The 25,850-nt window shown below is 70.9% G+C and carries 21 protein-coding genes and 1 riboswitch; of the genes, 7 read left to right on the top strand and 14 right to left on the bottom strand.

Annotation, left to right across the window (positions count from 1 at the left end):
- Positions 1–41 precede the first annotated feature (41 nt).
- A complete protein-coding gene (locus tag O7543_RS11745; protein WP_281553795.1) occupies positions 42–1,322 on the bottom strand; it encodes an extracellular solute-binding protein in 1,281 nt (426 codons plus the stop codon).
- Positions 1,323–1,567: 245 nt separating this feature from the next.
- Here O7543_RS11745 and O7543_RS11750 point away from each other — a divergent pair, with 245 nt between their 5' ends.
- Together O7543_RS11750 and glyA are read left to right on the top strand one after the other, a co-directional pair.
- Positions 1,568–2,590: a LacI family DNA-binding transcriptional regulator gene (locus O7543_RS11750; protein ID WP_281553794.1), complete on the top strand. Its 1,023-nt coding sequence runs from the start codon at positions 1,568–1,570 to the stop codon at positions 2,588–2,590.
- A 101-nt stretch (positions 2,591–2,691) separates the two neighbouring features.
- A riboswitch (ZMP/ZTP riboswitch) is annotated at positions 2,692–2,777 on the top strand.
- Positions 2,778–2,842: 65 nt separating this feature from the next.
- Positions 2,843–4,108, top strand: coding sequence for a serine hydroxymethyltransferase (gene glyA, locus O7543_RS11755; RefSeq protein WP_281553793.1), 1,266 nt, complete (start codon positions 2,843–2,845; stop codon positions 4,106–4,108).
- A gap of 36 nt (positions 4,109–4,144) precedes the next feature.
- Here glyA and O7543_RS11760 read toward each other — a convergent pair whose 3' ends face one another.
- A complete protein-coding gene (locus O7543_RS11760; RefSeq protein ID WP_281553792.1) occupies positions 4,145–6,817 on the bottom strand; it encodes a GGDEF domain-containing phosphodiesterase in 2,673 nt (890 codons plus the stop codon).
- A 226-nt stretch (positions 6,818–7,043) separates the two neighbouring features.
- Between O7543_RS11760 and O7543_RS11765 the strand changes: the two genes are divergently transcribed.
- Entirely contained in the window at positions 7,044–7,466 is a 423-nt protein-coding gene (locus O7543_RS11765; RefSeq protein ID WP_281553791.1) for a PH domain-containing protein, read from the top strand.
- Here the strand turns inward: O7543_RS11765 and O7543_RS11770 are convergent.
- The gene (locus O7543_RS11770) at positions 7,460–8,386 is read right to left on the bottom strand and encodes a 2-hydroxyacid dehydrogenase (RefSeq protein ID WP_281553790.1); all 927 of its coding nucleotides are present in this window, start codon (positions 8,384–8,386) and stop codon (positions 7,460–7,462) included. The two genes, O7543_RS11765 and O7543_RS11770, sit on opposite strands and share 7 nt — an antisense overlap.
- Before the next feature lie 229 nt (positions 8,387–8,615).
- Positions 8,616–8,915: a DUF1540 domain-containing protein gene (locus O7543_RS11775; RefSeq protein ID WP_123600394.1), complete on the bottom strand. Its 300-nt coding sequence runs from the start codon at positions 8,913–8,915 to the stop codon at positions 8,616–8,618.
- Positions 8,916–9,048: 133 nt separating this feature from the next.
- Here O7543_RS11775 and O7543_RS11780 point away from each other — a divergent pair, with 133 nt between their 5' ends.
- Both O7543_RS11780 and O7543_RS11785 read left to right on the top strand, forming a co-directional pair.
- On the top strand, positions 9,049–10,317 hold the full coding sequence (locus O7543_RS11780) for a PQQ-dependent sugar dehydrogenase (protein WP_348650099.1): 1,269 nt from the start codon (positions 9,049–9,051) through the stop codon (positions 10,315–10,317).
- 44 nt (positions 10,318–10,361) lie between these two features.
- Positions 10,362–12,044, top strand: coding sequence for a metallophosphoesterase (locus O7543_RS11785; RefSeq protein WP_281553788.1), 1,683 nt, complete (start codon positions 10,362–10,364; stop codon positions 12,042–12,044).
- Positions 12,045–12,310: 266 nt separating this feature from the next.
- On the opposite strand, the gene O7543_RS11790 is transcribed toward O7543_RS11785, so the two are convergent.
- The 3 genes from O7543_RS11790 to O7543_RS11800 form a co-directional block, all read right to left on the bottom strand.
- Positions 12,311–13,699, bottom strand: coding sequence for an IS1380 family transposase (locus O7543_RS11790; protein ID WP_281550639.1), 1,389 nt, complete (start codon positions 13,697–13,699; stop codon positions 12,311–12,313).
- Between the two features lie 101 nt (positions 13,700–13,800).
- Complete coding sequence (locus tag O7543_RS11795; protein WP_281553787.1) at positions 13,801–14,160, bottom strand: hypothetical protein; 360 nt, start codon at positions 14,158–14,160, stop codon at positions 13,801–13,803.
- A complete protein-coding gene (locus O7543_RS11800; RefSeq protein ID WP_281553786.1) occupies positions 14,153–14,464 on the bottom strand; it encodes a hypothetical protein in 312 nt (103 codons plus the stop codon). The genes O7543_RS11795 and O7543_RS11800 overlap by 8 nt, the downstream gene beginning before the upstream one ends.
- A gap of 182 nt (positions 14,465–14,646) precedes the next feature.
- On the opposite strand from O7543_RS11800, the gene O7543_RS11805 reads away from it, so the two are divergent.
- Positions 14,647–15,438: a helix-turn-helix transcriptional regulator gene (locus tag O7543_RS11805; RefSeq protein WP_281553785.1), complete on the top strand. Its 792-nt coding sequence runs from the start codon at positions 14,647–14,649 to the stop codon at positions 15,436–15,438.
- Positions 15,429–15,623, top strand: a complete 195-nt coding sequence (locus tag O7543_RS11810; protein WP_281553784.1) for a DUF397 domain-containing protein — start codon at positions 15,429–15,431, stop codon at positions 15,621–15,623. The genes O7543_RS11805 and O7543_RS11810 overlap by 10 nt, the downstream gene beginning before the upstream one ends.
- A gap of 66 nt (positions 15,624–15,689) precedes the next feature.
- Here the strand turns inward: O7543_RS11810 and gatB are convergent, their stop codons facing one another.
- The 7 genes from gatB to ligA all read right to left on the bottom strand — a co-directional run bounded on the left by gatB (position 15,690) and on the right by ligA (position 25,731).
- A complete protein-coding gene (gatB, locus tag O7543_RS11815) occupies positions 15,690–17,195 on the bottom strand; it encodes an Asp-tRNA(Asn)/Glu-tRNA(Gln) amidotransferase subunit GatB (protein ID WP_281553783.1) in 1,506 nt (501 codons plus the stop codon).
- Positions 17,196–17,258: 63 nt separating this feature from the next.
- Positions 17,259–17,891: a DUF4276 family protein gene (locus tag O7543_RS11820; RefSeq protein ID WP_281553782.1), complete on the bottom strand. Its 633-nt coding sequence runs from the start codon at positions 17,889–17,891 to the stop codon at positions 17,259–17,261.
- The gene (locus O7543_RS11825; protein WP_281553781.1) at positions 17,891–19,282 is read right to left on the bottom strand and encodes an AAA family ATPase; all 1,392 of its coding nucleotides are present in this window, start codon (positions 19,280–19,282) and stop codon (positions 17,891–17,893) included. The genes O7543_RS11820 and O7543_RS11825 overlap by 1 nt, the downstream gene beginning before the upstream one ends.
- Before the next feature lie 8 nt (positions 19,283–19,290).
- A complete protein-coding gene (gene gatA / locus O7543_RS11830; RefSeq protein ID WP_281553780.1) occupies positions 19,291–20,769 on the bottom strand; it encodes an Asp-tRNA(Asn)/Glu-tRNA(Gln) amidotransferase subunit GatA in 1,479 nt (492 codons plus the stop codon).
- Between the two features lie 3 nt (positions 20,770–20,772).
- Entirely contained in the window at positions 20,773–21,072 is a 300-nt protein-coding gene (gene gatC / locus O7543_RS11835; RefSeq protein ID WP_281553779.1) for an Asp-tRNA(Asn)/Glu-tRNA(Gln) amidotransferase subunit GatC, read from the bottom strand.
- An 81-nt stretch (positions 21,073–21,153) separates the two neighbouring features.
- Positions 21,154–23,295 carry an EAL domain-containing protein gene (locus O7543_RS11840; RefSeq protein ID WP_281553778.1) on the bottom strand — a complete coding sequence of 714 codons (2,142 nt, stop codon included), beginning with the start codon at positions 23,293–23,295 and terminating at the stop codon, positions 21,154–21,156.
- Positions 23,296–23,535: 240 nt separating this feature from the next.
- Positions 23,536–25,731, bottom strand: coding sequence for an NAD-dependent DNA ligase LigA (gene ligA, locus O7543_RS11845; protein ID WP_281553777.1), 2,196 nt, complete (start codon positions 25,729–25,731; stop codon positions 23,536–23,538).
- Positions 25,732–25,850: the final 119 nt, after the last annotated feature.

A 25,850-nucleotide genomic window follows, 5' to 3' on the forward strand; every position in this document is an offset into this window, starting at 1 on the left:
TCCAGGTTCAGCCGCACGCGCGGCTCGCGGCCTGCGAGCGGTTACGCGTTCGTCGCCTTTTCGGCTTCCGCGATGGCTTCCGTCCACGCCTCGTCGGGCTTGCCTTCCAGGTCACCGCTCTGCAGCCGGTTGAGGACGTTCTCCACCGCGACCCGGACGGGGCCGTTCTTACGGCCGAGGTACTGCGGGGTGAGGTTGGCGGCGGTGGCGGAGAAGATCTGGCCGACCGGCGCGTCGTTGAAGAACGGGTTGGAGAACTCGACGATCGCCGGGTCCTCGTAGAGCGCCGGCTGTGACGGCAGGTTGCCGACCTTCTTGAAGATCTCGATCTGCTGCTCGGGCTGGATCAGCCACTCCAGGAACTTGTACGCCTCGTCGACGTTGCCGCCCTGCGCTGGGATGGTCAGGAACGAGCCGCCCCAGTTGCCGCCGCCACCGGGGATGGCCGCCACGTCCCACGTGCCGGCGGTGTCGGGGGCGGTGTTCTGGATGTGGCCCATCATCCACGCCGGGCAGGCCAGCACGGCGAAGTCGCCGTTGACGAAGCCGTTGTTCCACTCCGGGGAGAAGGCGGCGAGGTTGGCCGACAGCCCGGCGCCGACGACGGCGGCGGCGGTGTCGAAGGCGACCTTCGGACCGCCTTGCATGGCCAGGTTGTCGCCGGTGTCGAAGAGGCCGACCGGCTGCTGGCCGAGCACCGGGTTGAAGATGTTGGTGGCCGAGTCGACGAACTTCTTGCCGCTGGCCGCGACGTACTCCTCACCGGTGGCGACGAACGACTCCCAGTCGGGCCACAGGGCGGAGACCTCGTCCCGTTCGGTCGGCAGCCCGGCCGCCGCGAACAGGTCGGTGCGGTAGCACATGGCCAACCCGCCGACGTCGGTGCCGAGGCCGATCTGGGTGGTTCCGTCGGCGGACAGGGTCTGCTGCCACTTCCAGTCGAGGTAGCGCTCCTCGTACTGGCCGGCGCCCTTGTCCAGCAGGTTGACGAACTTGTCGGCCTGCTCGCGGAACTGGACGACGAACCCTTCGTCGATGGCGGCGATGTCGGCGGCGCCGGACCCGGCGATCAGCTTCTTCTGCAGGTCCTCGTGCTGGGCGTTGTACTCACCGGAGTTGAGGTTGATCCGCACGCCCGGGTTCTCCGCCTCGTACGCGGCCTTGAGGTCGTCGAGGCCGAAGTCGCCCCAGAACGCGATGGTCAGGGTGGTGCCGCCGTCGTCGCTGCCGCCACCGGGTTCGCCGCTGCAGCCGGCGATCAGCAACGCGCCGGCGGCGCCGACCGCCGCCGTACGTGTCCAAGGGGCCCAACGCCGCTTCATCCCATCCTCCGAACACACTTGGAGACGCTCCAGACATCGAGGAGCATCGACTGAACCGGGTAAGTTAAGCCACGGTACGAGCGACGTCAACGCATGTCAATGGCTGGTTAACGCCGTAGCCAACCCGTAACCTCGGTGCCCTCGGACGGGGTGGCCGCTGGGCCCGGCCGACACCGGATATCGTTTCGGGCAGCAGACTTAACCGGGCAAGGCCAGCCGAAACGAACCCCGAAGGAGCGCCGCCGGTGAAACGGCCGACCATCGCCGACATCGCCCGCCGAGCAGGCGTCTCGAAGGGCGCCGTCTCCTACGCGCTCAACGGCCAGCCGGGAGTGTCCGAGGCGACCCGGCAGCGGATCCTCGCCATCGCCGCCGAGATCGGGTTCAACCCCAACAGCGCCGCCCGCGCCCTGTCCGGAGCCACCGCCAACGCAGTCGGCCTGGCGCTGAGCCGCCCGGCCCGGATCCTCGGTATCGAGCCGTTCTTCATGGAGCTGATCAGCGGTGTCGAGGCCGAGTTGTCCGCCCGGTCGTACGCGCTGACCCTGCAGGTGGTAGCCGACACCGAGGCCGAGATCGCGGTCTACCGGCGCTGGTGGGGTGAGCGCCGGGTGGACGGCGTGTTCCTCTGCGACCTTCGGGTCGACGACGACCGGGTGCCGGCACTGGAGACGCTGCAACTGCCAGCGGTGGTGATCGGCGGCCCCGACCACACCGGCTCGCTGCCGAGCATCTGGTCCGACGACGCGTCGGCCCTGGTCGAGACGGTCGAGTACCTGGTCGCGATGGGGCACCGCCGGATCGCCCGGGTCGGCGGCCTGCCCGGACTACTGCACACCGAGATCCGCGCGGACGCGTTCACCGACGTCTGCCGCCGACTCGGCCTGAACCAGTGCGTCACGGTGCCGTCCGACTACACCGGAGAGGAGGGCGCGCGGGCGACCCGGCGGCTGCTCAGCACCGCGGCCCGCCCCACCGCGATGATCTACGACAACGACGTGATGGCGATCGCCGGCCTGGCGGTGGCCCAGGAGATGGGGCTGGCCGTGCCGGGTGACCTGTCGATCGTGGCCTGGGACGACTCGCCGCTGTGCCGGCTGGTGCATCCGCCGCTGACCGCGCTTGGCCGCGACATCCCGGCGTACGGTGCACACGCCGCGCGGCAACTGCTGGCGACGATCGCCGGTGAGCCGACGCAGGCGTACCAGGACGAGACGCCGCACCTGACCCCGCGGGGCAGCACCGCACCGCCACGTAACGGACAGTGAACCGGTTAAGTTTCCGAAACCTTGACGGCGCAAACACCAACAGATCTCGCCGCGTACCGTCAGGGTCTGCCCGACCCGCCGACCACCGCGGGTTATGCTCGGACCGGTCACGCGACTGGCGCAGCGAAGGTGGAACCGACCACCGGGGAGCGACCACCGACGTGCGCCGCGCGCCTGGGTGCACCGTCGACGGCACCGTCATGCCCGGGTCGCCCCGGCCGGCGGAGCCGCCCGACCCCAGGAGGGCACGTCGTGCACGTACCGCAGATCCCGCAACTGACCGCCACCGACCCCGAGCTCGCCGCCCTCGTCGAGGGTGAGGCCCGCCGCCAGCACGACAAGCTGCGCATGATCGCCTCGGAGAACTACGTCTCCGCCGCCGTGCTGGAGGCCAGCGGCACGGTGCTGACCAACAAGTACTCCGAGGGCTACCCGGGCCGGCGCTACTACGAGGGCCAGCAGTTCGTCGACCCGATCGAGACGCTCGCCGTCGAGCGGGCCAGGACGCTGTTCGGGGCGGCCCACGCCAACGTCCAGCCGTACTCGGGCTCCCCCGCCAACCTCGCCGTGTACCTCGCCTTTCTCTCCCCCGGCGACACCGTGCTGGGGATGTCGCTGCCGATGGGCGGGCACCTCACCCACGGCTGGTCGGTGTCGGCCACCGGCAAGTGGTTCAACTCGGTCCGCTACAACGTCTCCCGCGACACCGGCCGGATCGACTTCGACGAGGTACGTGACCTGGCCCGCCGCGAACGGCCGAAGGTGATCTTCTGCGGCGGTACGGCGGTGCCGCGGACCATCGACTTCCCGGCCTTCGCCGAGATCGCCCGGGAGATCGGCGCGGTGCTCGTCGCGGACATCGCGCACATCGCCGGCCTGGTCGCCGGCGGCGCGCACCCCTCGCCGATCGGCCACGCCGACGTGGTCACCACCACCACCCACAAGACGCTGCGCGGCCCGCGCGGCGCGATGATCCTCACCACCGAACAGCACGCCGCCGCGATCGACAAGGCAGTCTTCCCGGGCCTGCAGGGCGGCCCGCACAACCACACCACCGCCGGCATCGCCGTCGCGTTGCGCGAGGCCGACACCGACGACTTCCGCCGGTACGCCCACCAGGTGGTCGCCAACGCGAAGGCGCTGGCCGCCGCGCTGGTCGACCGGGGCTTCGAACTGATCTCCGGCGGCACCGACAACCATCTGATCCTGGCCGACCTGACCGGCAAGGGCGTCGCCGGCAAGCCGGCCGCGCAGGCGCTGGACCGGGCCGGGATCGAGCTGAACTACAACACGGTGCCGTACGACCCGCGCAAGCCGTTCGACCCGTCCGGCATCCGGCTGGGCACCGCCGCGCTGACCACCCGCGGTCTGACCGAGGTGCAGATGCCGCAGGTCGCCTCCTGGCTGGACGACGCGGTGACCGCGGCGGTCAAGGACGACGGCGCCGCCCTCGACCGGATCGCCGGGGAGGTCGCCGACCTGCTCGCCGGCTACCCGATGCCCGGCTACGCGGCCTGACCTGCGCCCATCCGCGTCTGACCTGCGCCGATCGGGTCAGTGCGACGGGGTGGGGAAGTCGGCGATGTACGCCTCGGTCCGCTCCGCAGGTGCGGGGCGGGCCAGGGCGTACCCCTGACCGAACCGGCAGCCGGCCACCTGCGCCTGGCTCACCTGCCCGTCCGTCTCCAGCCCTTCAGCAACGATTTCCAGCCCGAACCGCCGGCCGAGCCCAGCCACCGCCTCCAGCATCGGGTGGACGCTGTCCGGGCCGGCACCGGCGCCGGCGACCAGCGACCGGTCGATCTTGACGACGTCCAGCGGCAGCCGCCGCAGTTGGGCGATCGACGCCTGACCGGCGCCGAAGTCGTCCAACGCGATCCGCACCCCGTGCGCCCGCAGGTTCGCCAACTGCGCGAGGATCTGCGGATTCTCGGCGGCCGCCAACTCCTCGGCGACCAGCGACTCGGCCACCTCGACGACGAGCCGCTCCGGCCCGACACCCTGTGCGGCCAGCATGGCCAACAGGTCGGCTACGAAGGTGGTCGCGGCCATCTCGGCCGGGGCGACGTTGACCGACAGCCACAGCCCGTGCCCCTCCCGTGACCAGGACGCCAACTGCCGGCAGGCGGTAGCCCGCGCCCACCGGCCGATGTGGCCCAGCAGCGACAGTTCCCGGGCCACGGCGAGCAGCTCGGCCGGCAGCACCGTGCCGAGCACCGGGCTGCGCCAGCGCAGCAGCGCCTCGACCCCCACCGGTTTGCCGTCGACCAGGTCCACCACCGGCTGGTACACCACGTCCAACTCGCCCCGCTCGGCCGCACCCGGCAGCTCCCGCTCCAGATCCAGCCGCCGAACGAGCTGTTGCTCCAGGTAGGAGTCGTACCACTCGACCCGGTTGCGACCGAGCTGGCGGGCCCGGCGGCGAGCCAGATCCGCCCGGCGCAGCACATCGTCCGCCCCGGCGCCGCCGGCCACCTCGGCCATGCCGATGCTGGTCTGCAGCGCAACCACCGCGCCGGGCAGCTGGCACGGCTCGCGCAGCGCCGCGACCAGCCGCGCCCCGGTGCCGTACGCCAGCATCGGGCCGGCGACGGTGATCACCGCGAACTCGTCGCCGCTGAGCCGGGCGACCACATCGTCCGGCTCCACTGTGTCCCGCAGCCGCCGCCCCACCTCGACCAGCACCGCGTCGCTGGCCTCCCGCCCGTACTGCTCGTTGACGCCGACCAGGCCGTGCAGGTCGATGATCAGCAACGCACCGGGGTGGCCGGGCAGGTCCCGCTGGTTGGCGATCTGGCGCATCAGCTCCCGGCGGTTCGCCAACCCGGTCAACTGGTCGGTGAAGCCGAGCTTGTACAGCCGCCGCTCCAGGTGCACCCGCTCCCCCACGTCGCGTACGTGCACCACGAGCGCTCCGACCTCAGGCACCGTCCGCTGATCGGACACGGTGGACTCGGTGTCCCGCCACCGGCCGTGGCCGTCCCGTAGCCGGGCGGTGACCAGCGGGGTCCGGCCGGTCGGTACCAGCCGGCCGGTCACCACCCCGGTCAGCACCATGATCACCTCGGGGACGTCCTCGGGATGCATCAGCTCGATGAACGGTCGGCCGAGCACCTGCGCGTCGGCCAGCCCGAACAGCCGGGCGGCGGCCGGTGACTGCCACCGCACCCGCAGGTCGTCGCCGAGGGTCAGGGTGAGATCGTTGCCGCCGGAGACCAACGACCGGAAGTGCGCCTCCTGGATGCTCAGTCGCCGGGCGTAGGACCGCACGTCGGCCGCGGCCATCATCTCCCGGATCACCAGCGTCGGGATCACCGCGAGGCCGAGCAGGACCGACGTACGGTCGAACGACCCCTGGGCCGCCACGTGGTATACGGCCGCCAGCGCGGCCACCACCGCCGGAACTGTCACCAGTGGATACGCGGTGAGCCGGCCGCGCACCGGGGTGACCGGCCGCGAACCCGCGCGCTGCGCCCGCTGCGCCCCGATGACCAGCAGCAGCATGCCGCCGAGCGCCGGGGCCATCGCCAGGCACCAGAGCCAGCCCGCGGTGCCGTACGCGAAACAGACCGTCGGGGCGGCCAGTCCGATGAGCACCGCGCCGGAGCCGCCGCCGCAGTACAGCACCGCCGGGCGTTGCCGCCATACCGCCAGGGCGGTGACCGCGATGATCGATCCGGCCCCGATCACGCTCAGCTCGACGAAGAGCACGGCCGACGGCACGGTGTCGACCGGCGACAGCAGCCATCCGGCGAAGATCAGACTGATCCCCAGGCTCAGCCCGTCGACCACCCGCCGAAGGCGCAGCCGCCAGGTCTCGGCGATGCCCGGCAGCAGCAGAATCGCCGCGAGGTGACCGGCCAGGGCGAGGATGAGCCCGCTGAGCGCCAGGCCGGTCCGGGCCGCCGGCGGGCTGAAGGCGGCGACGCAGACTGCGGTGGCGCCGCCGACGCTGGTCACGGCGAGCAGGCCGGTTCCGCGACAGTCCCGGTATTCCCCGGTACGGGCGTGCGCGGTGACGGCCATCCGCGACAGCCGCCAACCGGGCATGCCGACGCCGAACAGCACCGCGCCGAGCATCGCGACCGGGACGGTCAGCAGGCCAACGGTGCCTGCGGTCAGCAGCAGCGCGGCGGCGCCGACCTGTGCGGGCAGGGTCCAGCCGGGGGGTTCGGCCCGGTGGGGGCGGGGACGGGTACGGGGTGGTTCGGGGAACGCCTCAGGCACGGTGGCCGTCGCCTCCACGGAAGGGGTCGGGGCACAGCTGGGCCGGGTCGGCCCTCTGTGCCGGTCACAACGAACCAGCCTGGCGCCGGGTTACGGGGCGGTCACCGAAGATTTCCGTCGGATTTCCGCCCCGGTGTACCCGGCCGGGTCTCGCGGCGCGCACCCGCCGGTGCCACCTGGCCTACCCGGCAGCCGACACTCACCGGCAGGATGCCAGGATTGTCGGATGAGTCGCAGGGTAACTGTCCGGTTCCGGCCGCACCAGGCGATCATGCTGGCGGCGGTGATCGCGTTCGTCGGGTCGCTGCCGCTGGCCGGTGCCCGCTGGTATCTGCTGCCGGTCCTGCTGCTGCCGCTGGCGATCGCGATCTGGGCGGTCCGCTCCGGAACCGATGCCGACCCGGCCGGGCTCCGGGTGCGGGCACTGATCGGCCAGCGCCGGATCGGCTGGTCGCGGGTGGCCGAGCTCGCGCCCGACCCGCAAGGCCGGGCGGTGGCCCTGCTCACCGACGGCGAGCAGGTACGGCTGCCCGCTGTGCGGGCAGCCGACCTGCCCCGGCTGATCGCTGCCAGCGGACAACCGCTGGCCCCGGCGACACCACCGCCAGCGGCACCACCGACCGACGAACCGGCCACGCCGACTCAATAGCCGTCCACCACCACGTTGTCCAGCGGCTCGCCCGCGACCAGCCGGGTGACCTGCCGACCTGCCAGGGCGTACGCGCGGGGCAGCAGACCGCGTACCGACCCGGCGATGTGTGGACTGATCACCACGTTCGGAAACCTCCATAGCGGATGGTCTGCGGGCAGCGGTTCGGGGTCCGTCACGTCGAGTACCGCGCAGATCCGGCCGGTCGACAGCTCGGCGGTGAGCGCCGTGGTGTCGACCACCGGGCCACGGGCGGCGTTGACGAGCAGCGCACCGTCACGCATCGCGGCCAGCGTGGCCGCGTCGACCATCCCCCGGGTCCGGTCGGTCAGCGGAACGATCAGCACCACGATGTCGGCGTACGGCAACAGGGCTGGCAGCTCGTCGACGCCGTGCACCTGTTCCGCCGGCCGGGCGGTACGAGCCACCAGTGTGAACTCCACCTCGAACGGGGTCAGTCGGGCGCGCAGCGCGGCACCGATCGATCCGGCACCGACGATGAGGACCCGCTTGCCGGCCAGCTCGTCGGTCGGGGCGAACCGCTCGTACGACCATTCCCCTCGGGTCTGGGCCCGGATGAAGCCGGCGAAATCGCGGACGTGGGTGAGGATCGCGGCGGCAATCCACTCCGCCGTCGACGAGTCGTGCACCCCGCGCGCGTCGCAGAGCGTCAAATGCTGCGGCAGCCGCCCCACCCAGGCATCGGCACCCGCGGACAGCAACTGCACCACCTGAAGGTCCGGCATCTTGCCGGCCAGCTCCGCCGCTCCGGGCCGGGCCAGGAACGGAGGCACCCAGAACCGCACGCCGGCGGGGTCGGACGGCAGCTGAGTGATGTCGGCGGCGACCTCGACGGTCACCTCGTCAGGCAGCCGGCCGAGTAGTTGTCGGCCGTGTGCGTGGGGGATCCAGACTTTCACCGGTCCGACGATAGCGGGCCTTCCGGGTCCGGCCCGCCCAGGCCGGACATCACATGATCATCCGGTACGAGGCCCCGCAAGGCAGCGGCTCACTACTTGCGAGTATGTTACTCGTTCGACGCCGCCTTGTCGATCAGACCACATCGTTCAATGTTCTTGTTCGAATCCTGGCTCCCGGATGCACGCCTTACGACGGCACGGGTGAATGGGCAGGAAAGTGGCACGGCGGTCAGGCCGGTTCGTAGGTCATGCAGTCGGCCGTCTCCCGGCTCGGCCCGACCCGGATCGCCGGCGCCCGACACTCCAGCTCGGCATTGAACCGGCAGTCGGCACGCTTGCAGGCGCCAACCTGGGCGATCACCGCGTCGAGGCCGCCCTTGGACGAGATGTCGAAAAAGGTGGTGCAGCTGGCGCTGTCCGCCTCGGTGCCGATCGTGATGGCGAAGGCGTGACAGCCCTCGTGCTGGTTGTACGCGCACTCCACGGCGGTGCACTCCTGCACCCGGGGCATCTCCATCATCGCGGTCATGGTGGTCCTCCTAGCTCGGCAGCATCCGGCAGTGGCGTCATCGTCACTGTGGAGAACTGTAGTCCACTACGACGGAATATATGGCGCGTATTCAATTCTCGCAATTTTGGAAACCCTTACCTAACACCGCCCGATGCCATTTGGCTACCCTTACCTAAGTGCTCCGGGGATGCCGTCGGATGCGGATGTCCGGCAGCGGGCTAGTCTGGTGCGGGTGAACGCTTGCCCGCCGTACCGCCGCTCGTCGCGCCGCCCTACCGCCGCGACCACAGCGACCGCCGCCGCCAGCCTGACCGCCCTGCTGCTCGCCGGCGGCTGCGCGTTCGGCGAGCCGGAGCCGGACCAGGCCGGCGCGCCCCCAACTTTCCCCGCCCCGACCGAGACACCGACCGGCGGCGGCGTCGATCAGCAGGTGGCCGTCACCGTGCTGGCCAGCGGACTGGCGGTGCCGTGGGGGGTGACGTTCCTGCCGGACGGTGCCGCGCTGGTCACCGAACGGGACAGCGCCAGGATTCTGCAGGTCGGGCCCGGTTCGACCCCGGACGGGCTGGACGTCACCGAGGTGCAGATCATCGACCAGGTCGACGGCGGCGGTGAGGGCGGGCTACTCGGCATCACCGTCTCCCCCGAGTACGCCACCGACGAGACGGTGTTCATCTACTACTCCACCGCCGAGGACAACCGGATCGCCCGACTGACCCTGGGCGACGAACCGGAACCGATCGTCACCGGCATTCCGCTCTCCGGCATCCACAACGGCGGCCGGCTCGCCTTCGGGCCCGACGGTTTCCTCTACGCCACCACCGGCGACGCCTCGGACACCGGCCTGTCCCAGGACCAGGAGAGCCTCGGCGGCAAGATCCTGCGGATGACGCCGGACGGCGAGCCGGCCCCCGGCAACCCGTTCCCCGACTCGCTGGTCTGGTCGCTGGGCCACCGCAACGTGCAGGGCATCGCCTGGGACGCCCAGGACCGGCTGTACGCCACCGAGTTCGGCCAGAACCTGTGGGACGAGATCAACCTGATCGAGCCGGGCGAGAACTACGGCTGGCCACAGGTCGAGGGCGAAGGCGACGACGGGCGATTCGTCGACCCGCTGGTCGTCTGGCCGACCGAGGAGTCCTCCTGCTCCGGGGCGGCCGTGGTGGACCGGATCCTGGCCGCCGCGTGCCTGCGCGGCGAACGGCTATGGCTGGTTGAGCTGACCGAGTCCGGTACGGTCTTCGGCCAGCCCCGCGCGTTGCTCACCGGAGAGTACGGTCGACTACGCACCGTCGTGCAGGCACCGGACGGCTCGGTCTGGGTGACCACCTCGAACCAGGACGGCCGGGGCGAACCGGCCCCGGAGGATGACCGTATCCTTCGGCTGGTCTTCGCCGACGGCGGAGCCGGGCGCAGCTGACTTACCCGCCTCCCCACCCTCGATCAGACAGGCATCATCTCACCATGAGCGACGAGCAGACGGCCGACCGGAGCCGTCCCGGCCAGCAGCCGGGCCGTCCGGATCAGCAGCCGGGCCGCCCCGGGCGACGGCTGGCGCGCGCCGGGCGGCGGCTCGGCTCGGTCAGCCGTACCGCTGGTCGCGGATTCGGGCGGGCCGCGCGGTCCCGGGCGACCCGGCGGATCGGCGTGGCGCTCGCGGTCGTCGCGGTGAGTCTGGCCGGGGTCGTCATCGGAGTCCTGCTCGGGGCCCGTGCCGACGTCGACATCGGCCCGTTCCGGGCCGAGATGTCGGTGACTCCCGCGGTGGACGGCGGCACCACCATGGCCATCCCGCCGCTCGGCGCGCTGCACGTGGACAGCCACGAAGGGCCGGTCCAGCTCTCCATCCGGCTCGGCTCCCTCGACCAGGTCCGCACCCTCGCCCTGCTCGACGACCCGAATGCGATCACCCGGGCCAGTCACACCGTGGTCAGCGACGTCACCGAGGGTGTACTGCGTCTCGGAATCCGTACCATCGCCGTCGCCGTCCTGACCACGTTGGTCCTCGCCGCGCTGATCTTCCGCGACACCCGCCGGGTCGCCTGGTCCGGCACCCTGGCGCTGCTGATCACCGGCGGCAGCATCGGCGTCGCGGCGGCGACCATCCGACCGGAGGCGATCGAGGAGCCACGGTACGAGGGCCTGCTGGTCAACGCCCCGGCGGTGGTCGGTGACGTGCAGCGCATCGCCACCAACTACAGCCAGTACGCCGAGCAACTGCAGCACATCGTCAGCAACGTCAGCCGGATCTACACCACCGTGTCCACGCTGCCCGTCTACCAGGCGGCCGAGGGCAGCACCCGGGTACTGCACGTGTCGGACATGCACCTCAACCCGACCGGCTGGCCGGTGATCCGCACCGTGGTCGAGCAGTTCGACATCGACGTGGTGATCGACACCGGGGACATCACCGACTGGGGCAGCGAGCCGGAGGCGAACTACGTCGCCCCGATCGCGCAGTTGGAGGTGCCGTACGTCTACATCCGGGGCAACCACGACTCGATCCGCACCCAGGAGGCGGTAGCCGGCCAGCCGAACGCGGTCGTGCTCGACAACGAGGTCACCGAGGTGGCCGGGCTGACCATCGCCGGCATCGGCGACCCCCGGTTCACCCCGGACAAGCAGACCAGCCCCGCTGACGGTGGTCTGTCCAAGCCGGCCACCGACCAGGTGATCGGGGTCGGCGAGCAGCTCGCCGCGACGATCCGGGGCACCGGCGAACCGGTCGACATCGCCCTGGTGCACGACCCGGTGTCCGCCGGCCCGCTGTCCGGCACCTGTCCGCTGGTGCTGGCCGGGCACACCCACAACCGGGAGGTCCGGATGCTCGCCGAGATTCCCGGCGAGCAGCCGACCCGGCTGATGGTGGAGGGTTCGACCGGCGGGGCCGGACTGCGCGGCCTGGAGGGCGAGGAGCCGACGCCGCTGGCCTTGACGGTGCTGTACTTCGACGCCGAGCGCCAGTTGCAGGCGCACGACGATATCCGGGTCGGCGGCACCGGCCAGGCGCAGGTCACTCTGGAACGGCACGTCATCGCCGGCGCGGAACCGGAGCCAGACCCGTCGCCATCGCCGATTCCTACCGCCGGTCCGTCCGCGACCCCGACTACCACTCAGTCCGCGACCCCGGCACCCAGCCCGTCCTGAGCCCGCGCCCACCCCCGGCAGAGCCTCACCGGCACCCCGGCCCGCGCCGCCAGCCAGGATCGCGCGGCCTATTCGTTTGGGCCTGAGCCTCGATCCACCGACGCGGTTGCCGCTGAATGTTGGTTGATCATTTCTGTATTGGGTGGTGCGGCGGGCGTGAGGGAGTCGCCGATCACGTGATCGGCTTGCTCCGAGGGTGAGTGTTCGGGGTGGAACGGGATTGTGGCCTGTGGTCGGGCCGCCTGGTTTCGGCTGGTGGGGTGTGGTCAGCCGGGTGCCGGCTGGACGGCGGTGAACAGGTTGTCGAACGCCGCCTGCCAGGGCCAGTACTCGGGCAGGTGTAGGTGGATGGTGCGGGCCCGGTGGGCGAGGCGGGCTGCGACGGTGATGATCCGGGTCCGGATGGTGGCGGGTCTGGCGGTCGACCAGGTGCCCGCGGCGAGGTGTCCGGCGGCGCGGGTGAGGTTGTGCGTGATCGCGGCGCAGGTCAGCCAGGCGTCGTTGGCGCTGAAGTGTCCGGAGGGCAGGTGGGCGAGGGGGCCGGCGATCAGGTCGGCGTTGACCTGCTCGATGATCGCGTGTTGCCGGTGCTGGGCTTCGGCCTGTACGAGGGTGTACGGGCTGTCGGTGAACACGGCGTGGTACCGGTAGGTCGGTAGGAGTTCGTCCTGGCCGGGGATCTGTTGCGGGTCGTCGCGGCGGACGCGGCGCACGATCAGCCGGGCGGTCGCCTCGTGTCGGGTGCCGGCGAACGCGGTGTACGTGGTTTCGGCGATCTGCGCGTCGGAGATCCACCGGCCGGCGTCTTCGTCCCGGACGGCCTGCGGATAGGTGATGTCGACCCACTGGTCGGCGGCGATGCCGTCGCACGCGGCGCGGATCTTCGGGTCGATGCGGCAGGTGACCGAGAACCGCACGCCACGACGCCGGCAGCCGCTGATCACCGTCTTGGCGTAGAACGCCGAGTCCGCTCGCACCATGATCTCCCCCGAAGCGCCGCATGCCCGGGCGGTCGTGATGGCCTCGGCGATCATGGTGGCGGCGCCCCGGGACGAGCCGGCGTTACCCGACCGCAGCCTCGTGGCGGCGATCACCGGCGCGGACAGCGGGGTGGACAGCGTCGCGACCAGGGGGTTGTAGCCGCGCAGGTAGACGTTGTAGCCGCCGACCTTGGCGTGGCCGAACCCGATGCCCTGCTTCTGCTTGCCGTACACCCGCCGCAGCATGGAGTCGATGTCCACGAAGCACAGGGTGTCGGCGCCGGTCAGGATCGGTGCCCGGCCGGTCAGACCGATCAGGGTGTCGCGGGCGGCGGCCTGTAACTGCCGTACGTGCCCGTGGGTGAACGTACGCAGGAACGACCCGAGCGTCGACGGCGCGTACACGCTGCCGAACAGCGACCGCATGCCACCGTGCCGGGCGATGTCGAGGTCGTCGATGCTGTCCGCGCCCGCGAGCATCCCCGCCACGACCGTGGCGACCTTCCCGGCGGGGTTCGCGCCCTTGTCCGTCGGCAGCCGCACCCGGTCGGCGACCGCGTCATGCAGACCGGCCTGCTCGGCCAGGCGCATCACCGGAACGAGACCGGCACACGACACCAGATTCGGATCGTCGAACGTCGCGCGCACCACCGGCGCGTCCTGGCGTATTCTCACCTGCGAGGTGCCCTCTCGAACCGAGCGATAGAAGCGTCAGAACTCCTATCCTTCCAGTTCAGAGGGCACTTTCTATAGCCGGGGTCCTGCCGGTCCGACCTTCATCGGTGGATCGAGGCTGAGGTACCAGTGGAGCTTGATGCCGGAGGTGCATCTTGGTGCACCTGTGGCATCAGGTCGTGAAAGGGCACCTTGGTCCCGGGAGCCGGCCCTGGCCGGATGACCGCGCCGGGGCGGCGCAGCGCCGCCGCGCGGACCATCACCATCATCATCTGGCCGTCCCGGTTGCCGTGCAGTCGGATGCCGAGCAGGTGAATCCATTCGATGTTCGGGTGGGCGGCCTCGGCGCGGACGTGGATGACCCGCAGCCGCAGCGCTCCGTCTCCGTTGAGATAGTCGGACCCGCCGATCTCGATGACGTCCCACGGCTGCACCAGCGGCGATCTTGTCGACTCAGTCATCGCCACCTGCCCCGGTGGTCGGGTCAGCGGTGAGCCAGATGCCGACCGAGGCGAGCAGCCGACGAATGGTCCGGGCGGCGTCACCGTCGTACCGGTCCAGGTAGGCCACCGCGAGCCGCAGCCCCGGACAGACGATCGTGCCGCAGCGCGGACACCCGGTCACCGGGTCGGGCAGGTGCATCGCGGCCAGGTGCCGGGCGCGGGCGATCACCGGGTGGTTGACGTAGCCGGGCACGGCGCTGCCGGTCGGCACCGACATCCAGCCGAGTACGCCGTGCCGGCGCAATTGATCTTTGTCATTCATTTTTGCGCCATGCGTCCCCCATCGGGACAACAATGGACGCCTTCTCGAATTTCCCACTCCTCCACCCTGGACTTCCCCGCCTCACATATGGAAGATGGGCTTTGTCCTCGTAGCAGCAACATCCGTCACGGGGCAACCTCTGCCCACCACAAAGCAATTCTGTAGAGAGCTGGAGGAAACGAATGTCTGGAGCAGCGAGCGCATATCTGATAGCGGAGCTCCGCCGCCGCCGCGAGTTGGCCGGGCTCACCCAGGAGCAGTGGGGCGCCGCCCTGCACTGGTCGGCCCAGCACGTCAGCGCGGTCGAGCGCGGTGCCCGGCCGATCCGGCTCGACTACCTGGCCACCATCGACCGGGTCTTCAACTGCGACTACTCGACCCTCTGGGAGCTGCTGCTGCGCACCGAGCGGGCCCCGGTCTGGCTGCGCCCGTGGCTGGAGCACGAGCGGGAGGCGATCATGCTGCGCTGGTACGAGCCGCTGCTGGTGCCCGGCCTGCTGCAGACCGAGGCGTACGCCCGCGTCGTCCTCACCCATGCCGGAGTGGCGATCGACGACGTCGACACCACCGTCGGCGACCGGCTCGGCCGGCAGGAGATCCTGCACCGGGCCGAGCGGCCGTGCCGCTTCGTCGGGGTGATCGACGAGGCGGTGCTGACCCGGGCGGTCGGCGGCCCGGCGGTGATGCGTGAGCAGGTCCTGGCGCTGATCGCCGCCTGCGACCGGCCCAACGTCTCGATCCAGGTGGTGCCGGCCGGGGTCGGTGCCTACCCGGGGCTGAACGGCCCGTTCATTCTGGCCAGCCTGGACGGCCGGGCGGCCGGCTTCGTAGACGGGCCGTTGGAGGGCCAGACCATCGAGTTGGAGGCCGATCTGACCAGACTGGAGCATGCCTGGGAGTCGCTGCGGGAGTACGCTCTGCCCAGCGAGCAGTCCGTGGCGTTGATGCAGGAGGCAGCCGACAGATGGGCATGACGACCGATCCTCGACCGGCCTGGCGGACCAGCAGCCGCAGCAACGGCACCGGCGGCGCCTGTGTCGAAGTCGCCGACAACCTGCCCGGCCGGGTCCTGGTCCGCGACAGCAAGGACCGCACCGGCGGCACCCTCACCTTCTCCCCCACCGCCTGGCGGACCTTCGTCGACCACCATCAGCGGTAGATGACGCGAGCCGCGTCGGGCAGTGCCCGACACGGCTCGTCCGCTGTGGTTGGCCGCGCACCTGCCTCAGCCCTGTGCGCCGAGGCGGGACAGGATCAGCTCCCGGACGGTACGCGCGTCCGCCTGGCCCCGGGTCGTCTTCATCACCGCGCCGACCAGCGCACCGGCCGCCGCGACCTTGCCGTCGCGGACCTTCGCCGCGATGTCCGGGTTGGCGGCGATCGCCTCGTCGACGGCGGCGGTCAACGCACCGGTGTCGGAGACCACCTCCAGGCCGCGCGCGGTCATCACCTCGGTCGGCGTGCCTTCCCCGGCGGCCACCGCCTCCAGGACGGTACGGGCCAGCTTGTCGTTGAGCTTGCCCGAGTCGACCAGCCCCTGCAGTTCGGCCACGTGCGCCGGGGTAACCCCGAGCGCGGCCAGCTCCACACCGGACTCGTTGGCCCGGCGGGCCAGCTCACCCAGCCACCACTTGCGGGCGCCGGCCGGGGTGGTGCCGGCGGCGATGGTCTGCTCGATCAGCTCGACCGCCCCGGCGTTGACCACCGACTGCATGTCGTGGTCGGTCAGCCCCCACTGCTCCTGCAGCCGCTTGCGGTGCACCCGGGGCAGCTCCGGCAGGGCCGCCTTCAGCTCGGCCACCCAGGCGGCGTCCGGGGCGAGCGGCACCAGGTCCGGCTCCGGGAAGTAGCGGTAGTCGGTGGCGGTCTCCTTGGACCGGCCCGACGTGGTGTCGCCGCTGTCCTCGTGGAAGTGCCGGGTCTCCTGCACGATCCGGCCACCGGCGTCGAGCACCGACGCCTGGCGCAGCATCTCCGCGCGTACCGCCCGCTCCACCGACCGCAGCGAGTTGACGTTCTTGGTCTCGGTGCGGGTGCCCCACTCGGTCTGCCCGACCGGGGTCAGCGAGGTGTTCACGTCGCAGCGCAGCGAACCCTGCTCCATCCGTACGTCGGACACGCCCAACGAGCGGATCACGTCCCGCAGCTCGGTGACGTACGCGCGGGCCACTTGCGGTGCCCGGTCCCCGGTGCCGGGGATCGGCTTGGTGACGATCTCCACCAGCGGGATACCCGCCCGGTTGTAGTCGACAAGCGACTCGGTCGCACCGTGAATGCGCCCGGTCGCGCCGCCGACGTGCAGCGTCTTGCCGGTGTCCTCCTCCAGATGCACCCGCTCGATGCCGATCCGCACCAGCTCGCCGTCGACCTCGACGTCGAGCCAGCCGTCCACGCACAGCGGCTCGTCGTACTGGCTGATCTGGTAGTTCTTCGGCATGTCCGGGTAGAAGTAGTTCTTCCGGGCGAACCGGCACCAGTCGGCGATCGAGCAGTTCAGTGCCAGCCCGATGCGGATCGTCGCCTCGATCGCCGCCTTGTTCGCCACCGGCAACGAGCCGGGCAGGCCCAGGCAGACCGGGCAGACCTGGGTGTTCGGCTCGGCGCCGAACCCGGTCGGGCAGCCGCAGAACATCTTCGTGTTGGTGCCCAGCTCGACGTGCGTCTCCAGGCCGATCACCGGCTCGTAGCGGGCGACGACATCCTCGTACGTGGGCAACGCGGTCGTGCTCATCTCACAGCTCCAACTCTCGGCGCGGCACCGACCGCACCAGCCTAGTGTCCACCTGGGTTCCGCTCATCGACCCGGCCGGTAACCGAGTGCCACGAGAGCCTGCCGGGTGTCGTCCCACCACCGCCGGTACGCCGGTACCTGCTGCAGCCTTTCCAGATCCACCAGCTCGCCAAGCTGGCCGAGGTGGTCCCCGACTGACCGGCTGACCCGGCGCGTCACGTCGTTGAGCACTTTCTTCGGGTCGGCGATCTGCTCCACCTGACGAGGGCTCCCGGGGAGCCCCATCTCGACATCGGTCCACTGGACACCGAGGGCGTTGCGCAGTGCCTGCCCGTCGGCGAGCAGCCAGGCCTCGGTCTCCCGGACCGGGACGACCGCGACGAGTTGCTCCCGGCGGTCGGCCCAACGCTTCCGGAGCGGTTCCAGCCACTCCCGGTGTACCCGTTCAGCGTTCGCACCCTGGTCTCGGTGAAAGAAGACAATCGTGAAGGCGCCGTCGCTGCGGTCGGCCAAGCTGATCACATCACCGATACCTGCCGGGCCGGACCGGGCCCGCAACGGTTGTACGTCGGCTACGTACACCGTTTCATCGAACTCGGTCAGGCACAGTCCTTCCAGTGAGCGTGCCAGCAGCCGGGGCAGGAAGCGGTCATCGCTGAGGCCTTCGGAGATCAGTGCGGTCGAGAGGTAGCGCATCAGCGATCCAGCGTCTCCAGGACCTCGAATTCGGCAATCTCTGCCTTGGTGACCACACCGCTGGGATCTTCGAGATCCAACGCAAGCTGATCACCACCGATCAGGCGGCTACGGGTGATCCGGCTGCGCGGTTCGCCCCTGCGCACCCGGGTCACCACGTCCAGGTAGACCGCATGGAGCCGTCCCCCGTCCTCGCCGCGTTCCAACGCCCGCAAGATCGCAGGCGAGTGGCTGCTCAGGATCAACTGGGTCAATCGATTGCCGTCTGCTTCGTCGCGCGACTCCAACGACCGTTCGACCAGGGCCCGCAGGTACCGCACGAACTGGGCGAGCCGTTGCGGGAAGATGCCGTTCTCCGGCTCCTCGAAGCAGATCAGCCCGGCACCACGGGGGTCGTAGAGTGCTGCGAGCAACGCGATCGCGCGCAGCGTCCCGTCGGACGCGACCCGGGCCGAGAACGGTGCCTCGTCGCGGGTGACGACCTCGACCTGCCGCTGCCGACGCGCCTCGTCCTCGGCGAGACGGACCCCGACTACTCCCGGTATCACTTCGGATACGTCGGCGGAAAGGTCGTTCAACGCGCCCTCCGGTCGGTCCTCGGTGCCCGTCGCGGCGGCCAGGTAGCGCAGCGTGTTGGCCAGGTGGGCACCGTTGGGCGCGAGGCTGTCCGGGTCGTCATAGGAATCGGGGGTACGCAGCGCACTGGGATCGAGGTGCAGCAGTCGCCACGACTGAAGCTCCCGCTTCAGCGCGTACAGCAGCGGGAAGTCCGTGGCGGTGGTCAGGCTGGACAGCACGGTTGCGGTCGCCGCTGTCGCCGGCAGTTTCCGTTTGCGGCCCTGGTTGCCCTGCTGCCGGATGCTGAAAATCGCACGCCCCTGCTCATCGCGCTCGGTCTCCAGCAGTTCCCGACCGCCCCCGCGATAGCTGGCCACCTGCTTCCATCGCGGGATCAGTGCCCGCAACGCAGCGTCGTCGGACTTAGGAATCCGGTACGCCGCCTCCCGTACCACGTACGGCCGACGGGTCCCGCTGCTGCTGGTGAGTCGTAGCTCGACCGCAAGCTCGTAACGCAGCCGAGAGTGATTCACTTCGGCCGTATCACCGAATGCGTCGGTCACCGACGACCCCAGCAGCACCTCGACGGCGAAGGTCATCACCGGCATCTGGCTGCCGTCGGTGTGCCGATGGAACAGATCGGGTACTTCCCCGCGCATCTGCTGAGCGGCCTCCAGCAGCCCATCATCGGCGAGCCGGGACAGGAACTGGATCGCGTCGAACAGGTTCGACTTGCCGGCCGCGTTCCGCCCGATGATCACGAGAAACGGCGGCACGTCCAGCGTGAAGTCGCGGAACGACTTGAAGCCGTCGATCTCGATCCGGGTCAGCACGTCGCGGCTCAGAGCTCCGGCGGGGTGAGGGTGCCGACCGCCGACTCCAGGGCCGCCGCGACCCGGTACATCCGGTCGTCGGCCATCGTGGGCGCCATCATCTGCAACCCGACCGGCAGCCCGTCGGCCAGCCCGCACGGCACCGAGATGGCCGGGCCGCCGTACAGGTTGGTCGGGATGGTGAACAGGTCGGCCAGGTACATCTGGTACGGGTCGGCGGTGCGCGCCCCGAGTGGGAACGCCACGAACGGCGTGGTCGGCGAGATCAGCACGTCGACCTGCTCGAACGCGGCGGTGAAGTCGCGGGTGATCAAGGTACGGACCTTCTGCGCCTGCCCGTAGTAGGCGTCGTAGTAGCCGCTGGACAGCGCGTAGGTGCCGAGCATGATCCGCCGCTTGACCTCCGGCCCGAAGCCCTGGTCGCGGGTCAGCGACATGACCTCTTCCAGCGACCGGTTGCCGTCGTCGCCGCTGCGCAGCCCGTACCGGACGCCGTCGTAGCGGGCCAGGTTGGACGAGCATTCGCTCGGCGCGATCAGGTAGTACGCCGGTAGCGCGTAGTCGAAGTGCGGGCAGGAGACCTCGACGACCTCGGCCCCGAGCTTGGTCAGCGCGTCGACCGCGTCGCGGAACGCGGCCAGGACGCCCGGCTCGACGCCCTCGCCGGTGGCGAACTGGGTGACCAGGCCGAGGCGCACCCCGGTCAGGTCACCGGAGGCACCAGCACGGGCCGCCTCGACGACCGGCGGCACGGCGGCCGGGATCGAGGTGGAGTCATGCGGGTCGTGGCCGGCGATCGCCTCGTGCAGCAGCGCCGCGTCGAGCACCGTCCGGGCGCACGGGCCAGGGGTGTCCAGCGAGGAGGAGAAGGCGATCAGCCCGTACCGGGAGGTGCCGCCGTAGGTCGGCTTGGCGCCGACGGTGCCGGTGACCGCGCCCGGTTGGCGGATCGAGCCGCCGGTGTCGGTGCCGATCGCCAGTGGAGCTTCGTACCCGGCGACCGCGGCCGCGCTGCCACCGCCGGATCCGCCCGGGATCCGGGTCAGGTCCCACGGGTTGTACGTCGGCCCGTACGCCGAGTACTCGGTCGACGAGCCCATCGCGAACTCGTCCATGTTGGTCTTGCCGAGGATCGGCATGCCGGCGGCGCGCAGCCGGGCGACGATCGTCGCGTCGTACGGTGGCCGCCAGCCGTCGAGGATCTTCGACCCGGCGGTGGTCGGTACGCCCTTGGTGGTGACGACGTCCTTGACCGCGATCGGTACGCCGGCCAGCGGGCCGAGCGGCTGCCCGGCGGCGCGGGCGGTGTCGACGGCCTGCGCGGCGGCGAGCGCCCCGTCGGCGTCGACGTGCAGGTAGGCGTGCACCCGCTCGTCGACGCCGGCGATCCGGTCCAGGTGGGCGCGGGTCACTTCGACGGCGCTGGTGTCGCCGGCGGCGATCAGCCCGGCCAGCTGCGCGGCGGTCATCCCGGTGAGTTCGGACATGGTTCAGACCTCCTCGTCCAGGATGCGCGGCACCCGGAACCGGCCGTCCTCGGCGTCCGGGGCGGCGGCGAGCGCGGCGTCGCGGTCCAGGCCGGGGATGACGACGTCGTCGCGCAGCACGTTGGTCAGCGGCACCGAGTGCGAGGTGGGCGGGATGTCGTCGGCGGCGACCTCGCCGATCCGGGCCACGGACTGCAGGATGACGTCGAGCTGGCCGGCGAACGTCGCCAGTTCGTCCTCGGTCACGGCCAGCCGCGACAGTCGCGCCAGGTGCGCGACCTCTTCGCGGGAGATGGCGGCCATCTGCGCCCCCTTCGTACGGTGATCGAACGGTTGGCCCGGGATCCTCGCTCAGCGTGGCTCAGCGGGCCGGACCCGACGAGTCTATTTCTCCGGCGGGTCAGCCGAGTCATCGGGCACGCCGGCCGGGACGGCGCGCGGGCCGGGGACCAGTGGACGGTACCGGGCCAGCCAGCTGACCAGCTCGTCGGCGGGCATCGGCCGGGCGTAGAACCAGCCCTGGGCGACGTGGCAGCCGAGCGCGGACAACCGTCGCCAGGACGCGTCGTCCTCGACGCCTTCGGCGACGACCCGCAGCCCGAGCGCCCGGGCCAGCTCGATCACCGAGCGGACGATGGCCGCGTCGTCGGTGTCGGCGGCCATGCCGAGGACGAACGAGCGGTCGATCTTGACTTCGGACAGCGGCAGCCGGCGCAGGTGCTGCATGGACGAGTAGCCGGTGCCGAAGTCGTCCAAGGCGATCGCCACCCCGATCGCGTCCAGCCGGGAGATGGTAGCCAGCACCCGCCGGGGGTCGGCCATCAGCGCCCCCTCGGTGATCTCCAACTGGAGTTGCTCCGGTGACAGGTTGAAGCGGGTGAGCCGGTCGGAGATCTGCTCGGCGATCTCGCCGGTGTGCAGGTCCCGGACGCTGACGTTGACCGCTGCCCGCAGGGTGATCCCGGCGGCGGCCCACTTGGCGATCTGCTCGACGACGTCGTCGACGACCCGGCGGGTGAGCAGGCGCATCACGGCGCTCTGCTCGGCGACCTTGATCAACTCTTCCGGGTCGACCATGCCCCGGCGCGGATGCCGCCAGCGCAGCAGCGCCTCCACCCCGACCACCTCGCCGGTCGCGATCTCCACCTGCGGCTGGTAGTACATGGTGATCTCGCCGACGTCGTCGACCTCCCGACCGGAGTCGGCCGCGTGCGCGCCGTTGACGTCGAGTACGCGACGCAGGTCGGCGAGGAGGCTGAGCCGTTCCGGCGTGTTGTGGTCCGACTCGGCCGCGTAGACGGCGGTGCCGTCACCGGTGTCCTTGGCGTCGTACATCGCGACGTCGGCGTGCTGCAGCAGGGTGGCGAAATCCCCACCGTGCTCGGGGTAGAGGGCGATGCCCACCGAGCCGCCGACGTCCAGCGGCAGCCCGTCCAGGGCGACCGGCTCGGCGAGCGCGGTCACCACCTGATCGGCGATCTCCCGCGCCTCGTCCGCGCCGGTGAGCCGGGTGGCCAGGATGGCGAACTCGTCGCCGCCGAGCCGGACCACCAGGTCCTGCGGCCGGACCACCATGGCCAGCCGCAGCCCCACCTCGACCAGCAGCCGGTCGCCGACCAGATGCCCGAGTGCGTCGTTGACCCGTTTGAACCGGTCCAGGTCAAGCAGCAGCAGCGCCATCCGGGAGTCCGGCGCTCCGCGCCGCAGCGCGTCGGCGTGTGCCGGCACCTGGTCAGCGATCTCGACGATCAGCGCCTTGCGGTTGGCCAGCCCGGTCAACGGGTCCAGCCGGGCCGACCGTTCCTGCTCGCTGGCCAGCGCGGCCATCCGGTAGACCGCGTACAGCGGCACCAGCACGAGGGGGATCAGCGCCGGGTCGACCTGTGCGGCGACCACCAGCACCGGCCCGAGCAGCAGCAGCGATCCGGTGGAGGACAGCTCGAAGCCGATGCCACGGCGGGCTGACCGCCACCACCGGCCGCCGAAGCGCAGCCGGATCGCCAGGGTGACCGTGCCGTAGTTGACCGCCGACCAGGCCGCCGCCGCGCCGACCGCCACTGCGACGTCGCTCCAGGCCAGCTCCGCGGTGCCGGCGAAGGCGCCCGGCCCGGCCAGCCCGGCCACCGCCGCTGCGGCGGCGAGCGCCAGCGCGTACTGCGAACTGTTGAACAGGGCCCGCCACGGCACGTGCCGGGCCCGCCAGGCGAAGACCGCCACCGCGACGGCCTGCACCGCGACCGCCGGGCCGAGGCCCCAGGCGAGCAGGATGGCGAAGGTGAAACAGACCGACGGAAAGACTTCGGACCGGCGCCGCCGGCCCGGTGGGGTGAACGGTCGGGCGTCGCCGACCACCGCGAGCAGGGCCATCAGCCAGAATGCCGCCGGCAGGTCGAGAATCTGGGCGGGCAGGTCCAGCAACGGTACGGCACAGACGGCGAGCGCGGCGGCGGTCACGCCGCCGACAAAGCCGAAGAACCCAGGGGCGCGTTCCGAAGGAACGGAGTTCCGCAATGCCGCGGCCTCCATCTGCCCTCCCGTCGCGCTCCCGTGGCCCGCTTCGCCGGCTCGGCATGAGCCGGGCGTCCCGCCGACGTCCTACACCTTAAGGACGGACGGCCCGCAGGTCAGGAGCGAAGCGCGGTCGTGACTGATTTGAGACGCGGTCGGCGAATGCCCCACGCGGGATTCCTGACCGCGTCGCGAAATGGCGTCCGCCAATTGTCGGGGCTCCGGCGAGGGTCCGGGTCGACCGACGCCGGGTCGCCGCTAGCTGGCGGCGGCGGGCTCGGCCGTATCGGCAGGCTGGACAGGATCGGCGGTACCGGCGGACTCGGCCGGCTGGTCCGGTTCGTTGACGGCGACCGCCCGGGCCGCGTCCTGCCCCTCCTCGAGAAGCGCGCCGAAGCCTGCCTCGTCGAGCACCGGGACACGCAGTGCGATGGCCTTGTCGTACTTCGATCCCGGGCTGTCGCCGACCACCACGAAGCCGGTCTTCTTCGACACCGACCCGCTGACTTTGCCGCCGCGGGACTGCACCGCCTCGGCCGCCTCGTCACGGGAGTAGCCGGTGAGTGAACCGGTGATCACGACGGTGACGCCAGCCAACGGGCGCGGCGCCTGGTCGTCACCGGCTTCCTCGACCATCCGTACGCCCGCCGCGCGCCAGCGCCGAACCACCTCCTGAGCGTGCCCGGCGGCGAGCCAGTCGGCGGCGGCCGCGGCGATCACCGGGCCGACCCCGTCGACGTCGACCAGCTGCTCCTGACTCGCGGCGGCGATCGCGTCGATCGAGCGGAACTCGCGGGCCAGCGCCTGGGCGGCGACCGGGCCGACGTGCCGGATGGAGAACGCGACGATGATCCGCCACAGCGGCCGTTGCCTGGCCTCGGCGAGGTTGGCCAACAGTTTCTTCGCGTTCTCGGTCAGCTCACCGCTCTGGTTGCAGAAGAACTTGACTCCGGACAACCGGTCGGCGTCAAGATCGAAAAGGTCGCCGATGCTCTGCACGGCACCGGAATCGACCAGGGCGATCGCGGACCGCTCACCCAGCGCCTCGATGTCGAGAACGCTGCGGCCGGCAACGTACTCCAGCTTGCGGGTCAACTGCGCCGGGCAGTCGAGATTCGGACACCGGATATCGGCGTCCCCTTCTTTTTCGTAGCGCAGCTCGGTGCCGCACTCCGGGCACTCGGTCGGCATCACGAACTCGCGCTCGGTGCCGGTCCGCAGATCGACGACCGGGCTGACCACTTCGGGAATGACGTCGCCCGCTTTCCGCAGGACCACCATGTCGCCGATCAGCACCCCTTTGCGGGCCACCTCTCCGGCGTTGTGCAGGGTGGCGAAGCCGACCGTCGAACCGGCCACCTTGACCGGGTCGAGCACCGCGTACGGGGTGACCCGCCCGGTCCGCCCGACGTTGACCTTGATGTCGAGCAGCCGGGTGTTGACCTCCTCCGGCGGGTACTTGTAGGCGATCGCCCAGCGCGGGGCGCGGCTGGTGGAGCCGAGACGGCGCTGGACCGACACCTCGTCGATCTTGACCACCACGCCGTCGATCTCGTGCTCCACCTCGTGGCGGTGCGAGGCGAAGTGGGCGATGAACTCACGCACCCCGTCGCGGTCGCCGACCACCTGCCAGCGTTGGCTGATCGGCAGCCCCCAGTCGGCCAGCTGCCGGTACGCGTCGGACTGGCGTACCGGCTCGAAGCCCTTGCGCGCCCCCAGACCGTGCACCACCATGCGCAGCCCGCGCCCGGCGGTGATCCGGGGGTCCTTCTGCCGCAGGGAGCCGGCGGCGGCGTTGCGCGGGTTGGCGAACGGCGCCTTCTCCTGGGCGACCAGGCTGGCGTTGAGCTCGTCGAACGCCGCCACCGGGAAGTAGATCTCGCCACGGACCTCCAGCAGCTCGGGCGCCTCGCCGGCCAGCCGCTCCGGGATCTGCCGGATGGTTCGCACGTTGGGGGTGATGTCCTCGCCGACCCGGCCGTCGCCCCGGGTGGCCGCCCGCGTCAGCACGCCCCGCTCGTAGGTGAGGTTGACCGCGAGGCCGTCGACCTTCAGCTCGCACAGGTAGTTGACCGGGCCACCGGCGTCGCGCTCGACCCGGTCGACCCAGGCGGTGAGCTCGTCGTCGTCGAAGGCGTTGTCCAGGCTCATCATCCGCTCGGCGTGGTTCACCGGGGCGAACTGGGTGGCGTAGGCGTAGCCCACCCGCTGGCTGGGCGAATCCGGTGTGCGCAGCGACGGGTGTCGCTCCTCCAGCTGGTTCAGCTCCCGGATCAGCAGGTCGTACTGCCCGTCGGAGATCTCCGGCGCGTCGAGGACGTGATAGCGGAACTGGTGGCGATCGATCTCCTCGGCGAGCGTGGCGTGCCGCTCCCGGGCGGCCGCGTCGGGCTCCTCACCGGCCTGCGCCTGCCCGGCGGCGCTGACCTGCTGCGGAACGACTTCCTCGGACACCGGCTGACCTCCGTGTTCGGATCTACCTGCGCACCGTATCGGTCGGCACCGACATTCGCGGATACCGGCCGACGGACCGACCGCAGTCACCCGCCTGGCGGACCGACCCGGTCACTCGC

This window comes from Solwaraspora sp. WMMA2080, assembly GCF_027497395.1.
In the GTDB taxonomy this organism is placed as follows: Bacteria; Actinomycetota; Actinomycetes; order Mycobacteriales; family Micromonosporaceae; genus Micromonospora_E.

What these genes read in the sequence shown, in the direction of transcription:
- O7543_RS11745 (WP_281553795.1), bottom strand. Translation starts at nt 1,322, where the DNA reads ATGAAGCGGCGTTGGGCCCCTTGGACACGTACGGCGGCGGTCGGCGCC.
- O7543_RS11765 (WP_281553791.1), top strand. Translation starts at nt 7,044, where the DNA reads ATGAGTCGCAGGGTAACTGTCCGGTTCCGGCCGCACCAGGCGATCATG.
- O7543_RS11775 (WP_123600394.1), bottom strand. Translation starts at nt 8,915, where the DNA reads ATGACCGCGATGATGGAGATGCCCCGGGTGCAGGAGTGCACCGCCGTG.
- O7543_RS11780 (WP_348650099.1), top strand. Translation starts at nt 9,049, where the DNA reads ATGCCATTTGGCTACCCTTACCTAAGTGCTCCGGGGATGCCGTCGGAT.
- O7543_RS11785 (WP_281553788.1), top strand. Translation starts at nt 10,362, where the DNA reads ATGAGCGACGAGCAGACGGCCGACCGGAGCCGTCCCGGCCAGCAGCCG.
- O7543_RS11795 (WP_281553787.1), bottom strand. Translation starts at nt 14,160, where the DNA reads ATGACTGAGTCGACAAGATCGCCGCTGGTGCAGCCGTGGGACGTCATC.
- O7543_RS11800 (WP_281553786.1), bottom strand. Translation starts at nt 14,464, where the DNA reads ATGAATGACAAAGATCAATTGCGCCGGCACGGCGTACTCGGCTGGATG.
- O7543_RS11805 (WP_281553785.1), top strand. Translation starts at nt 14,647, where the DNA reads ATGTCTGGAGCAGCGAGCGCATATCTGATAGCGGAGCTCCGCCGCCGC.
- O7543_RS11810 (WP_281553784.1), top strand. Translation starts at nt 15,429, where the DNA reads ATGGGCATGACGACCGATCCTCGACCGGCCTGGCGGACCAGCAGCCGC.
- gatB (WP_281553783.1), bottom strand. Translation starts at nt 17,195, where the DNA reads ATGAGCACGACCGCGTTGCCCACGTACGAGGATGTCGTCGCCCGCTAC.
- O7543_RS11820 (WP_281553782.1), bottom strand. Translation starts at nt 17,891, where the DNA reads ATGCGCTACCTCTCGACCGCACTGATCTCCGAAGGCCTCAGCGATGAC.
- gatA (WP_281553780.1), bottom strand. Translation starts at nt 20,769, where the DNA reads ATGTCCGAACTCACCGGGATGACCGCCGCGCAGCTGGCCGGGCTGATC.
- gatC (WP_281553779.1), bottom strand. Translation starts at nt 21,072, where the DNA reads ATGGCCGCCATCTCCCGCGAAGAGGTCGCGCACCTGGCGCGACTGTCG.
- O7543_RS11840 (WP_281553778.1), bottom strand. Translation starts at nt 23,295, where the DNA reads ATGGAGGCCGCGGCATTGCGGAACTCCGTTCCTTCGGAACGCGCCCCT.